The sequence below is a fragment of the Komagataeibacter kakiaceti JCM 25156 genome, from assembly GCF_000613305.1.
On the sequence record NZ_BAIO01000034.1, the window covers coordinates 1 to 11966 of the forward strand.

General features: G+C 58.7%; 13 protein-coding genes and 4 pseudogenes. 4 read left to right on the forward strand and 13 right to left on the reverse strand.

Annotation, left to right across the window (positions count from 1 at the left end):
- The first annotated feature begins 214 nt into the window (after positions 1 to 214).
- Entirely contained in the window at positions 215 to 676 is a 462-nt protein-coding gene (locus JCM25156_RS04295) for a YbaK/EbsC family protein (RefSeq protein ID WP_025812252.1), read from the forward strand.
- Between the two features lie 277 nt (positions 677 to 953).
- On the opposite strand, the gene JCM25156_RS30725 is transcribed toward JCM25156_RS04295, so the two are convergent.
- Both JCM25156_RS30725 and JCM25156_RS21440 read right to left on the reverse strand, forming a co-directional pair.
- A complete protein-coding gene (locus JCM25156_RS30725) occupies positions 954 to 1193 on the reverse strand; it encodes a zinc-binding dehydrogenase (RefSeq protein WP_025812253.1) in 240 nt (79 codons plus the stop codon).
- Positions 1187 to 1876 (reverse strand): zinc-dependent alcohol dehydrogenase family protein, encoded by a 690-nt coding sequence (locus tag JCM25156_RS21440; protein WP_242402466.1) that lies wholly within the window; start codon positions 1874 to 1876, stop codon positions 1187 to 1189. The genes JCM25156_RS30725 and JCM25156_RS21440 overlap by 7 nt, the downstream gene beginning before the upstream one ends.
- Before the next feature lie 164 nt (positions 1877 to 2040).
- Between JCM25156_RS21440 and JCM25156_RS04315 the strand changes: the two genes are divergently transcribed.
- On the forward strand, positions 2041 to 2391 hold the full coding sequence (locus JCM25156_RS04315; RefSeq protein WP_034958375.1) for a MerR family transcriptional regulator: 351 nt from the start codon (positions 2041 to 2043) through the stop codon (positions 2389 to 2391).
- A gap of 48 nt (positions 2392 to 2439) precedes the next feature.
- On the opposite strand, the gene JCM25156_RS21445 is transcribed toward JCM25156_RS04315, so the two are convergent.
- From JCM25156_RS21445 to JCM25156_RS04350, 5 genes are all read right to left on the reverse strand, one after another.
- On the reverse strand, positions 2440 to 2949 hold the full coding sequence (locus tag JCM25156_RS21445; RefSeq protein WP_025812257.1) for a glutathione binding-like protein: 510 nt from the start codon (positions 2947 to 2949) through the stop codon (positions 2440 to 2442).
- Between the two features lie 68 nt (positions 2950 to 3017).
- Positions 3018 to 3911, reverse strand: a complete 894-nt coding sequence (locus JCM25156_RS27715) for an alpha/beta fold hydrolase (RefSeq protein ID WP_084296444.1) — start codon at positions 3909 to 3911, stop codon at positions 3018 to 3020.
- 256 nt (positions 3912 to 4167) lie between these two features.
- Entirely contained in the window at positions 4168 to 4620 is a 453-nt protein-coding gene (locus tag JCM25156_RS04340) for a GNAT family N-acetyltransferase (protein WP_025812259.1), read from the reverse strand.
- A gap of 56 nt (positions 4621 to 4676) precedes the next feature.
- A complete protein-coding gene (locus tag JCM25156_RS04345; RefSeq protein WP_025812260.1) occupies positions 4677 to 5273 on the reverse strand; it encodes an LOG family protein in 597 nt (198 codons plus the stop codon).
- Complete coding sequence (locus JCM25156_RS04350; RefSeq protein ID WP_025812261.1) at positions 5270 to 5857, reverse strand: TetR/AcrR family transcriptional regulator; 588 nt, start codon at positions 5855 to 5857, stop codon at positions 5270 to 5272. The genes JCM25156_RS04345 and JCM25156_RS04350 overlap by 4 nt, the downstream gene beginning before the upstream one ends.
- Positions 5858 to 5967: 110 nt before the next feature.
- On the opposite strand from JCM25156_RS04350, the gene JCM25156_RS04355 reads away from it, so the two are divergent.
- On the forward strand, positions 5968 to 6573 hold the full coding sequence (locus JCM25156_RS04355; RefSeq protein WP_025812262.1) for a glutathione S-transferase family protein: 606 nt from the start codon (positions 5968 to 5970) through the stop codon (positions 6571 to 6573).
- A gap of 60 nt (positions 6574 to 6633) precedes the next feature.
- Positions 6634 to 7548 carry a LysR family transcriptional regulator gene (locus JCM25156_RS04360; RefSeq protein WP_025812263.1) on the forward strand — a complete coding sequence of 305 codons (915 nt, stop codon included), beginning with the start codon at positions 6634 to 6636 and terminating at the stop codon, positions 7546 to 7548.
- A gap of 13 nt (positions 7549 to 7561) precedes the next feature.
- Here the strand turns inward: JCM25156_RS04360 and JCM25156_RS28625 are convergent.
- The 6 genes and pseudogenes from JCM25156_RS28625 to JCM25156_RS04395 all read right to left on the reverse strand — a co-directional run.
- Positions 7562 to 8318, reverse strand: a pseudogene (locus JCM25156_RS28625) (IS5 family transposase).
- An 88-nt stretch (positions 8319 to 8406) separates the two neighbouring features.
- A complete protein-coding gene (locus tag JCM25156_RS04375) occupies positions 8407 to 8640 on the reverse strand; it encodes a DUF2274 domain-containing protein (protein WP_025812265.1) in 234 nt (77 codons plus the stop codon).
- Positions 8637 to 9829 (reverse strand): annotated as a pseudogene (locus JCM25156_RS21455) (TrbI/VirB10 family protein). Before JCM25156_RS21455 ends, JCM25156_RS04375 begins: the two are co-directional and overlap by 4 nt.
- Positions 9826 to 10827 carry a P-type conjugative transfer protein TrbG gene (gene trbG, locus JCM25156_RS04385; protein WP_025812266.1) on the reverse strand — a complete coding sequence of 334 codons (1002 nt, stop codon included), beginning with the start codon at positions 10825 to 10827 and terminating at the stop codon, positions 9826 to 9828. Before trbG ends, JCM25156_RS21455 begins: the two are co-directional and overlap by 4 nt.
- A pseudogene (gene trbF, locus JCM25156_RS21460) lies at positions 10824 to 11506 on the reverse strand (conjugal transfer protein TrbF). Before trbF ends, trbG begins: the two are co-directional and overlap by 4 nt.
- Positions 11507 to 11511: 5 nt before the next feature.
- A pseudogene (locus JCM25156_RS04395) lies at positions 11512 to 11966 on the reverse strand (P-type conjugative transfer protein TrbL); the annotation flags it as partial.

Sequence of the window (11966 nt, forward strand, 5' to 3'; positions counted from 1 at the left end):
CCCGAACGGGTCGTCGCCATCCGTTCCCTGCAACAGGCCGCGCCAGACGATGTCACGCGCTATTTCGGGATCGAGGCGAATGGCAGTTTCATCATTGACGTCAGCAGCTTTCAGGTGACGCCGTTGTGAGCGGAATCGTGATTGTCGCAGGGGACCGCATTGTGTGTCATCAACGGGACCAGAAAAGGTTTGCCAGTATCATGGGGAGACAGGGATGAGCCGGGAGTCCGTTCAGGCATTTTTCGACGAGAACGCACCAGACATCAAACCCGTGGTGCTGACGGACAGCACGGCAACAGTCGCGGAAGCCGCCCAGGCGCTCGGGGTGCAGGAAGGGCAGATTGCCAAGACGCTGGCATTGAAAGTCGGCGACGAACGGATTCTGGTCGTGATGGTAGGAACGGGCCGGCTGGATAACCGCAAGACGAAGGATACGTTCGGAAACCGGCCCCGCATGCTGCCTGCGGAAGAGGTTCTGGAGCTGACCAGCCATCCGGTCGGCGGCGTGTGTCCCTTCGGGCTGCCGCAGCCGGTCCGGGTTTTCTGTGATGCTTCACTGCGCGCGTTCGATGTGGTCTGGCCGGCAGCGGGAGACCGGAACAGCTCTGTGTGTCTGACACCCGACCAGCTTGCGTATCTCGTCGGAGCGGAATGGGTGGATGTCAGTCAGCACTGACTTCAGGACTGTCCTAAACATCCGGCACGATCGACGCAGATTAGCAGTTATAGCCTTGCGATCTTTTCATGCCCCACACGGCAATCCGCTCGCTATGTAACGCCCGGCTATCTTGATCGCAGCGGACCCGGAAGTGTCGGTATCCGGACAGATCAGGAATACACACGCGAAACTGCCCTCTTATATGCATGGAAGTCGAACCAGCGTCCGCCTGCTCGGGAAAGGACCTGGCCTTGCAGGACCGACGCTGGTGTACCTCGAAAAACCAGAACGAGTATTATGAGGCCAGATCGATCACGATCTTTCCAAAGTGCTTCGCGCTCTTAAGATAGTCATAGGCCTCATATGCCTGTTCGAAAGGAAAGACCCTGTCGATGACAGGATGGATCTCCTGCTGTGTCAGAAATGCATTCATTTCCCGAAAATGATCACCAGAGCCAACAGTAATTCCATCAATACTGGCATTGGTGCTACGGATGCGATCAATATCCGGGCGCGGCCCGAAGCCGGTCAGCACGCCGATCTGGGCAATGTGGCCACCAGCCCGATCGAGTTGATGGATCGGGGGTAGGTCTCCGGTCCGCCCAGTTCCAGGACATGACTGACACCGTCTCCATGGGTAAGCGTGTTTACAGCTTTATCCCAGTCAGGTGTCCTGACATAATTGATCAGCTCGGATGCACCCAGTTTCCGGGCACGTGAAAGCTTTTCGTCGGAAGAGGAGATGATGATGACCTGCGCTCCCCTGGCTACGGCAAACTGAAGCGCAAACAGCGCCACGCCACCCGTTCCCTGAACAAGAACGGTATCGCCTTCGCGCAGATGTCCCCTGACCATGAGCGCCTGCCATGCCGTCACTGCAGCACACGGTAGAGTTGCGGCCTCCTCAAACGAGAGATGCACAGGCTTTGCGATGAGCGACCCGGCCGGGACGCTGACATAGTCCTGCAAAACTCCTTCCGTGTTGGGACCACCAAAGGCCGAACGCATGTAGTCATTTCGAAAGATACCGCCGATCCAGTCCCGAAAGAACGGAATGCATACAGGATCGCCTTCCTTCCAGTCGGCTACGCCCTTCCCTACTGCTGCAACAAGACCTGCAGCATCAGAAAGTGGCACGCGGCCAGCGCCTGCCGTCATGGCCGGATCCCCCAGAAGAAGCAGATCCCGATAATTCAGACTGGCAGCCTGTATTTTCACCAGAACCTCGTCCGCAACAGGCGAAGGATCCCGTGCCTCATCCAGAACGGGACGGACGCCATTTTCGGTATGTTTCAGTCGGTAAAGTCGCATGTGCATATTCTCCGTGCGGTGATGCGACAGGCACGCTAAGGTCTGACAGCGCTGTCAGGGTCAAGGAGAAAATGATGAAGATCGGCGAGCTGGCCCGTCGCACGGGTGTGAGTATCCGCATGCTGCGCTATTACGAACAGGAAGGCCTGCTCGCGCCAGATCGACAGGAATCCGGCTATCGGGACTATTCGGAAGGCGATGAGATTGCGGTCCGGCGCATCCAGATGCTCACCGAAGCGGGCCTGAAACTGGACGCGATCCGGCAGTTGCTGCCCTGTATCCTGACCGATGACCCAAGCTTCCAGCCCTGTGATAACCTGCGCGCCATTCTGCAACGTGAACGACGGAAGATGGACGCACAGATCGACCGCCTTCAGGCCAGCAGGGATATGCTGGGGCGCTACATCGATCAGACCGGTTGACCTGCTACGCCAAGGTCAGGACGGGTTCCAACTGCTGATTGTCCTGTCTTACCGGACGACGGATCGGGCTGTCTGACCAAAGAGGATTTTCTTCCCCTCTTCCGTCACGCTGGACCGCGCCGACAGGTCTTTCCCCTTCTCGTAGGCCCGTATCGTTGCCGGGCGCGCAGCAATGTCATCAAACCAGCGCTTCAGGTTCGGAAACTCCTCAAGGGCCTGCTGCTGGCGCAGCCACGGCACGACCCATGGATAGCTGGCCATATCCGCAATGCTGTAATCGGCACCGCCAAGGAATGGCACCCGCGCCAGACGCCGGTCCATTACGCCATACAGACGGTTGGTTTCGTTGACATAACGTGTGATGGCGTAGGGAATTTTCTCCGGCGCATACTGTCCGAAATGATGGTTCTGCCATTCTCGTTCCTTTTTTTGCTTGCGCCTGACAACTTCACATATGCCGTCAAGAAAGCCTTCTCCTCTTCGAACTAAAGGGTTATACTCAGAACCCAAGTATTGCTCGCTGATCTGCTTAAATCTCAAAAATAGTTCGCCGGCCACTCACGCTTACTCCTTAGAGCTGAAAAACGCTGCAACTTGTTTCCAGAGACGGACATTCATTCCGTCAATTACAGAAAAGCTCCAAGAGCTTCTAGAAGCGCTTCAGGTGCTTCCTCTTGTGGACTATGGCCACAATCAATTGGATATCCGCTAACATTCGTTGCCTTCTCGCGCCATGTTTCCAGTACGTCGTAAAGTGCCCCAACAGTGCCGCGCTTACCCCATAGAGCCATAAGAGGAGCCTGTATTCTATTATCGAAATCTTCCCGGTCGTGAACAAGGTCAATGCTGGCCGCCGCACGATAGTCTTCGCATATGGCATGCCGTGTCGCAGGGTTACGATAACACCGGCGATATTCCTGCATAACGCGGTGGTCTACGGAATCCGGAATTTTGATCTGTCCGGCAATATGTTTCTCCAGGAAAAAATCCGGATCGGCTTCAATCAGTTTCTCTGGTAGAGGATATGCCTGTATTAGGAAAAACCACCAGAAATAGCGGCGCGCGAATTCCATGTTCGTGCGTTCGTACATCGTGAGCGTCGGCGCGATATCAATAAGCACGAGCTTTTTGACCATATTCGCATGATCGAGTGCCATACGATGTGCAACCCGCGCCCCACGATCATGGGCTATTACATTGAAACAGTCGTGGCCCAGCTGGCGCATGACGTTCACCTGATCCATGGCCATTGCGCGCTTTGAGTAATTAACATGCCCGACACCTCCATCAGGTTTGTCGCTATCCCCGTAGCCACGAAGGTCTGTGGCAACCACAGTGAAGCGTTCCGCGAGTGCAGGTGCAACCTTGTGCCAAGTCAAGTGCGTCTGGGGATGGCCGTGCAATAACAGCAGGGCTGGTCCGCGACCTCCAAAAGCCGCTCTGATCCGGATACCGTCGGCGTCAACTGTAGTCCACTCGAAGCCTGGTATGATATCGGCATGTGATCGCGGCATGTTCATACAACTTCTCCTGCAGATAACCAGAGATTGAAACTAAGACGCTCCGCTTCTCATGCCCGGATAGCGTTTATGTGCAATAATGTTTGATATGGGAAAATGAGTTTTTAGCAAAACCGCAATAGAAAATTCCGTGCCGATCTATTTCCGGCCGCATGCAATACGACACCAATATCATGATACAGAATAAAAATACTCGTGAGGATACTGTGAGATTACAGCAATTATTTTTATATCACTCACACCAACCTCATACAATTCACACAAGCTGCTTCAGCATATGCACAGAAATTCCCCCATTGAACGCTTCCTTTCGTTCTATTTTATAACCAAGAGAGTTGTATAGGCGCAGGTTTTCTTCGAATTTTGAGTTAGTATAGAGCTTTACGACCCCTAGACCTGCCTCTAATGCCAACTGCTCCACGTACGCAACCATTTTTCGTCCGTAACCACGTTTCTGAAAATTCGTTGCAACAGCCACATTTTCTATAAGAATGTGATCATAGCATTGGATCGTTTCGACCAGTGCCACCAACTCATTCCCCACGAACAAGAGGTCTGTTCTGTGGTCACGAATATGAGCGGCGTGATCAGTCGTCATCGGCAGTGGTTCCCGACCAATCAGCGGAACCCATTTGGAATAGGACTGTCTGGTGAGAGCGGTGACAGATTCGGCATCATCGGCGGTGGCAGTTCGGATCATCTCGTTCATGTCTTGTTTCTCACCACAGAACTTACGATTGCAATGCGAGCATTCGTGTCCAGAACCTACATCTCGATTTTTACTGTTCCGACAATGGTTTTTTCACGCCATTTTTGCGCTGGAGGCCGGTACTCTGAAAAACTTCGAAGCAATGTTTCGATATTGTCAGAAACCACGAGCATCTGACCATAGTCTGGCTTCATGAAGCCCTGCTCGACCATTTTATCGACCATAGATAGCAGCGGGTTGAAATAGCCGTTCACGTTCAGAAAACCACAGGGCTTCTCATGGATTCCAAGCTGAGCCCAGGTCCATTGTTCGAAAATTTCTTCCAGAGTTCCGGCACCACCCGGTAATGCTACAAACGCATCTGCCAGTTCCGACATGCGGTCTTTACGGACATGCATGTCTGGAACCACATCCAGACGGGTCAGTCCCTGATGGGCAATTTCCCGATCGACAAGCGCCTGTGGCATCACACCGATGACCTCTCCGCCATATGCCAGGGCGGCGTCCGCGACTGCGCCCATCAGGCCGACGTGCCCCCCTCCATAAACGAGACCGATCCCCTGGCGAGCAAGCGTCTGACCAAGCTGCTCCGCTGCGTTCTGGTACATAGGATCATTCCCAGTGGCTGATCCGCAGAATACGGCGACTCTCAACGCTTTCTCCTTTCCTTTATTTCCGTGGACCGGGATGGAACCGAGGACAAAATAGCGATGTCACGAGCCCTTTCGACAGCCCGGCGAAGCGGCGTCATGTCTCCAGATGTTGCGATCCAGAGGGTTGCTCCTTCGAGTTGAGCAAGGATGTCCTCTGCAACAGCCGCCGGTTCAGAGACTTCCCCGGCATCCAGAATCCCGGCCATCGCATCGCGTAATCGCAAGAAAAATGCCCTTACCGCTTCCTGAGCGTCCGGTGTCTGCGCTGTCACGCCATAAGCGAGATGCAGCCCCACGCAGCGCCCCCGCGTCTCGAACGTCTCCGCAATCCGCCTGATCAGCGTCCGCCAGGCAGCACGCCAGTCCGTCTTAGAATCCGGGAGATCGGCCAGCGTGTCGTCGAGCGTCAGGACCAGAACCTCGCGCACCAGCGATTCTTTCGACGGAAAGCGCGTGTAGAGGCTTTGCGGACGCAGGCCCACGCGATCGGCCAGATCACGCATGGACGCTCCTTCGTAGCCATACTCGCGAAACAGTTCACGGGCTTCGACAACGATCCGGCGGATAGGAACGGTTTCTCGCATTTCGCCTTTGACTCACGAACAATCGTTCGTAGACAATAGGCCGCAAGCTGCCGCCGGGCAAGATCCTTGTGTCTCCTGTTCTTCTATCTCCAGCCAAAGGACACCTCCTGATGCTTCTCTATGATCTGGACGTCTCCGGAAACTGCTACAAGATCCGGCTTTTCGCGGCCCTGACCAACACGAAGCTGGACCTTGTTCCTGTCGATCTTGCGGCAGGTCAGAACCGTGATCCAGATTTTCGGAAACTGAACCCGTTCGGGGAAGTCCCGGTTCTGGTGGATGGTGACCTCACACTCCGGGACTCCCAGGCCATCCTGGTTTACCTCGCCGGCCGACTGACGGACCGCAGTTGGTGGCCTGAAGATGCCATGTCGCAGGCCACCATCACACAATGGCTTTCAGTGGCGTCGAACGAGGTCCGCAACGGCCCAAACGCCGCCCGTCTGATCCGGAAATTCGGGTATCCCCTCGATATGGGCACTGCCATGCGCTGCACCGACAAACTCCTGCCGCTGCTTAATGCGCATGTCGAGACACAGGACTGGTTTGCGCTCGATCACCCTACGATCGCTGACTGTGCTCTCTTTCCCTATCTCGCACTGGCACCCGAGGGAGGTGTCGACTTGTCTCCATACTCGGCCCTCGCACGCTGGCTCGATCGCGTCCGGAATCTGTCGGGTTTCATCCCCATGCCTGGTCTCCAGGGAGATTGTTGAGGCATGAAAGCAATTCCAGCCGCCTTGAGGTCACATCACAGCAAGACAGCGTGACAGACCATGCGCCGACCGCCCTTCGACCTCTGGCAACTGCTGTGTGTGCGGGCAATCGCCGAGCACGGCAGTATCCACAGTGCGGCGCGTTTCCTGAACACAAGGCAGTCGGCCGTCAGCCGTTCCCTGCACAAGCTTGAGGAACGACTGAATATCAGGCTGTTCACCCGCTCTCCGGTTGGCGCCGTCCCGACCGTGTTCGGTCGGGAATTCGTCCTGTGGACCCAGATGATCCTGGATAACGTAGCTGGCATGAACGCTCGCGCGCGGCGGACGGGCAAGGGCGAGAATGGCCAGATCTCCATCGGAGTCCAGACCTGCGTGCTGCCCGGAAGACTCTCGACCTTCACGGCGGAATTCCGCACTGCACACCCCGATATCGTCTTTTGCTATTCCGAAGGTACAGGCAAGAGATTGCTGCGGCGCCTCCAGAGCGGGCAGATCGATTTCGCTGTTGTCACACGCCGCACCCTGGTGCCCGCCTTGCGGGTCACGCCTCTGTGGAGCGACCGCATCGTAGCTGCACTCCCCGCCGGTCATCCTCTCGCGACACGACCGGAAGTGTCCTGGGCGGACCTACGTCATGAAATATTCCTAATCGGACGTGATAATGCCGGTCAGGATTTCAAAGAACTTATCCGGCGAAAACTCGGTGAGACCGATATCCATCCCAGAATCCGCCGTCATGATATCGGCAGCAATCGGGTTGTCGCACTCGTCCAGAACAAGGAAGGCATCGCGCTGCTTCCGGCCTCGTGGCTGCCGCTGATCCGCGATCAGCATGGCCACGACATAGCGATCAAGGAAATCCGTGACGCAGGCGGTTCCTCCCATCTGGAATTCGGCATTGTCTGGCGGCCCGACAATGAGAATCCCTGCGCCCAAACCTTCGCCCGATATATCGAAGCCCACGTACCCTAGGCGCTGTCTGCATTCACCGTAGCCAGATCATGGCGCATGCGAGATGGACGAATCCCATGAAGGCGGGGAGCGTTTTCTCGCATCGCAAGGCGATTCTGCGGAAGCGCTTGAGTTTATTGAAGAAGCATTCGACTTGGTGGCGTTCCTTGTAGAGGCTCCAATTGATCGGAGGCACGGTGGCGCGGCTGGGATTGGCCTTGATCTGAGCGGTTGCGCGAGATCATCAGCTATGAAGGCGCGTAGCGGGTCCGCGTCGTAAGCGGCGTCGGCGATGACATGGCCCACGCCCTGCAAACCGGACAGGAGAGCCTCGGCCTGGGGTCGGTCGCCGTATTGTCCCGGCGTCGGATGGATCCGCAGCGGGAGGCCAATCGCATCGACGACAGCATGCAGCTTGGTTGTCAGCCCGCCGCGCGAACGACCGATGGCGGCAACTTCAGCCCCCCTTTTGCGCCCGTCGCATCGGCATGAACCTTCGAGATGGTGCTGTCGATCAGGACATATTCGAAGTCTGGAGTGTCGGCCAAGGCATGGAAAAGTCTTTCCCAGATGCCCGCGTGCGACCAACGTCGAAAACGAGCGTGAACCGCGGTCCATTTGCCGAACACGTCCGGCAGGTCGCGCCAGCGCGCCGCATTGCCGGCCATCCACAAGATCGCATCCACGAACAGTCGATTGTCGACGCCGCTCCGCCCGGGCGTTCCGAGCCGGCCGGGAAGATGGCCTTCGATCCGGCTCCATTGCTCGTCCGTCAGTGTCCGTCTGCTCAAGGTTTGCCCTCCATCGACAGCCTTGAATCAGAACTTCAACTCCAAAGGAATCCCTGAATGCAGACAGCACCTAAAGCTACCCCGGAAGCTACTTTTCCGACGACGCTCCTTTTTCATTTCTCCGTGCCCTCGCGAACCCCTTGTCCGACATCATGAACTGCCGGAGCATGGGCGCGACCAGCCGGGCCGGGTCCATTGCCCCATCGTTGCCGGAAAGAAGTGCTGCATAGGCAAGCAGATCGCGATGGATATCGGGAGGTAACGCCACGGTCATTCTGACCGGTTTCTCGTCGGGGATTTCTCTGATCTTTAGTTCCGTCATCGTGGATTTCCTCCATTCTGATAGGGTTTGAGTAGCAGATCGTGCCCGACCAGAACGGTGAACGGCAGTCCGGGCCGGTCGATCAGCGTCGGCTGGACGTTCAGGCTGCGATCGATCAAACGGTTGCCGACCATGGAAAACCCATTGCTGGCGCCTGAGCGGATTGCCTGCATCAGATTGTTCTCGTTCCAGGACGTCCCGGCTTCGGAGCCCACGCTGAGCAGGGTCGTGACCAGGGCAGCATTGAAAAGCTGGCCCCAGTGGTTGTTCACCTCGTCGGACAGGCCGGACTGACCGATGGCGTCACCGCCGGGCAGCTTCTCCAGCACCAGGCTTTCGCCGTTCGGGAAAATCAGCCGGGTCCAGATAATCTGTGTCCGCTGCTGTCCGAAGGAGACGCTGCTGTTATAGGCCCCGAACAGCGTGCTGCCCTGCGGGATCAGGAGATAACGGCCTGTCGCGCTGTCATAGACGTTCTGGGTCACATGGCCCACGATCTGGCCCGGCAGGTCGGAGCTGATTTTCGTGTTCAGCGCACCCGCGATCACCGTGCCCGCCTGGAGGATATAGGGCGAGACCAGCGGCATGATGCGGTCGGGGCTGGTTGTCGCGCGATCCGGCTGCCCCTCCAGGAAGGCAATGTTTCCGGCCTGTGGCCCGGTCGTGGCGGACGCCCGCCCCTGAGAGGCAGGAGCGCCCGACGCGGGCGGGATCGCCTGTTCGCTGGCACGGTCATGCTCCCCCGTCTGCACGAACAGCCGGCTGGCGATCGCGGCTCGATCTCCTGCGCGGCGCGATGGTCTTCGGTGCCGGAGGCCGCCTTCCCCTGCCCTTGCGCATGCAGGATGGCGCGCCCGAGGTCACCGGGCAGTGCGGGACCGAGTTTCGGCACGGTATTGCCGACATAATCTGAAGGCAGGCCCGCCAGCCCATCGGCCGAAGGACGCACATCCGTGTCCTGACTGGCAGCGGGCGGGGCTTTGTGGCTGCTGTTCTCCAGCGCGTAGCCAAGAGCCAGACCAATGGCGAGCATCCCTGCCCCACCGAGCGCCCAGACCACGGTGCGGTTAAGACGCACCACACGTGGCCGTTCCGCCCGTAGGCGCAGATCGGGCGGTGGTGATACGGAATTTCCCCCTGTGGAGGGGGCCGCAGAATTTTCGTCCACTATCGGTGCTTGCCCGCTCATGTCCGCCGTCCATCGGTTCGAACAATGCGCACCCGTTGCTCGGAATGCTTGTCACCCAGCCGCAGTTCGGCGGCAGCGAACAGCCGGTCCACGATCATCCAGTTCTGCCGCACCCGGTAGTTGGCCAGTTCCGGGCCGCCATCGGCTCCCAGCACGAACAGAGGCGGCAGTTCCCCCTGCCCTATGCCGGCCGGAAAGGCGATGTAGACCTTGTGACCATCATCGAACGCCCGGCCGGGCAGCCAGGGCGGCGTGCCGCCTTTCACCGACTGGATGGCATAACGGAAATTCAGCGCGTTCAGGTCCAGCCCCGCATCCACTGGAGCAGCATCATCGGCCGCATTGTCCTGCCGATGCAGGGCAATCAGGTCATCCTCGGGATACTCCCACGACACCGATGCCATGTAGGTCTCGGGCGTGGAGCGTAGTTCCGCCAGATAGGTATGCCGATCCGTGTTGACGATCAGATTGGTGGTGAGGTCCGGCCGCGTCGGCTTGACCAGGATATGGATGCGTTTTGTCGCCCCTGCCCCGCTCTCGGTATCACCGATGATCCAGCGCACCGTGTCACCTGCCGCCACAGGCCCCGTGCCCACCAGCTTTTCACCCTGCTGCAGCATGATGTCGGTGATCTCACCGGGCGAGGTATAGACCTGATAGAGCGCCCCCGGACTATAAGGATAGACCTGCACGGCGTTGATGAAGCCTGCGCGCGTGGGCTGGATGCGCGCCGCCAGATTGGCCTGCGTCACGCGCGCGGTCGGATCGGCGACTTCGGGGGGCGGATGGACCGCACGTCGTGAGGGCAACGGCTTGAGCTGCCCCGGCAGGGGAAGCGGTCTCGGGACTTCCACTACCTGCACCGGTTTCGGCGGGTCCGGCAGACGTGTCGCCTGAACAGCGTCATCGTAACGGATGACAGGCGGATGGTAATGCTGCGCACATCCGGCCAGGGGCAGGACAAGCAACGGCAGGACACGAAGAGCGCGACAGATCATTGGCCCAGCTCCTTCGACCAGTTGATGGCGGAGACGTAGATGCCAGAGGGTTTTTCCGCAGATGATCGGCGTCGCGCGGCGTGCGCAGCACGACCGACACGATGGCGGTCCAGCGCTCGGTGCCGGTAAACGCCCCGTCGCGGTAATGCCGCTCGGTCCAAGCGACGCGAAAGCTGCCGGGCGAAGCCCGGATCACCGAGGCGATATCCACCTCGACCTGCTCGTGCCCGATGCGCGAGAACGGATCATTGAGGCGGGCATAATCGTTAAGCGCCTGCGCACCCGACGTGGTTGTGAAATCATAGGCGCGGAGCCAGTTCTGCCGGACCACCACCGCATCGGAGGACAGGGAGCGGACGTCGTGGACGAACTGCGCCAGATACCAGGCGATCTGCGGATCGGCGGGCATATAGGCCGCTGTCGCGGGGGCCACGACCTGCGCCTGCCCCAGCCGGTCGACCTGCACGACCCACGGCGTGATGGTGCCGCGCGCGGATTGCCAGACCAGCCCTACGCCAAGGCCTGCGGACAGAAACAGGGAGCCGAACGCCATGAGCCGCCAGTTACGGGCTTGGATGCGGGCGGAGCCGATCCGTTCATCCCACGCCTGCGCTGCCTTTTGATACGGTGTCACCGGTTCGGGCGTGGTCCCGTAGCGTGTGGTCGAGCGACGGAACATCGTCCTCATTCCTTTTCCGACAGATCGATGGAGGAAGATCCGCCCCCGCCGTCGGCGGAGCGAATGACATGCGCGGCCTCGGCAGCATGGGCGGCGGCGTTACGGCGCTTCATCTTCTGCGCCCAGCGGGGCGAATGACCGTCGGGACTGCCGCCTTCACCACCACCCGTTGGGCCGCTGCCGTTACCCGACGGATCACCGGACTGCCCGCCGTTCGCATCGGACGATGACCCACCCGTGAAACGTCCGCCCGTCGCGGTGAAAGCGCCTCGCGCGCCTTCGCCGTAGCTCTGCTTCATGGCGGTCGCTGCGGAAGACATTTTACTCTTCACGGCATTTGCGGCAGCACTGCCCGGCGCCCGGGCGACACCGCCCAGACCAGCCGCCATACGGGCACCGGCACTGTCACCGGCAGCGTTCATGGCTCCCATGGAATAAGCCGTATTGGCTGCACCCGCGA

Excerpts from the sequence above, each read along its gene's own strand:
- JCM25156_RS04295 (WP_025812252.1), top strand. The coding sequence starts at position 215 with ATGAGCCGGGAGTCCGTTCAGGCATTTTTCGACGAGAACGCACCAGAC.
- JCM25156_RS04315 (WP_034958375.1), top strand. The coding sequence starts at position 2,041 with ATGATGAAGATCGGCGAGCTGGCCCGTCGCACGGGTGTGAGTATCCGC.
- JCM25156_RS27715 (WP_084296444.1), bottom strand. The coding sequence starts at position 3,911 with ATGAACATGCCGCGATCACATGCCGATATCATACCAGGCTTCGAGTGG.
- JCM25156_RS04340 (WP_025812259.1), bottom strand. The coding sequence starts at position 4,620 with ATGAACGAGATGATCCGAACTGCCACCGCCGATGATGCCGAATCTGTC.
- JCM25156_RS04350 (WP_025812261.1), bottom strand. The coding sequence starts at position 5,857 with ATGCGAGAAACCGTTCCTATCCGCCGGATCGTTGTCGAAGCCCGTGAA.
- JCM25156_RS04355 (WP_025812262.1), top strand. The coding sequence starts at position 5,968 with ATGCTTCTCTATGATCTGGACGTCTCCGGAAACTGCTACAAGATCCGG.
- JCM25156_RS04360 (WP_025812263.1), top strand. The coding sequence starts at position 6,634 with ATGCGCCGACCGCCCTTCGACCTCTGGCAACTGCTGTGTGTGCGGGCA.
- JCM25156_RS04375 (WP_025812265.1), bottom strand. The coding sequence starts at position 8,640 with ATGACGGAACTAAAGATCAGAGAAATCCCCGACGAGAAACCGGTCAGA.
- trbG (WP_025812266.1), bottom strand. The coding sequence starts at position 10,827 with ATGATCTGTCGCGCTCTTCGTGTCCTGCCGTTGCTTGTCCTGCCCCTG.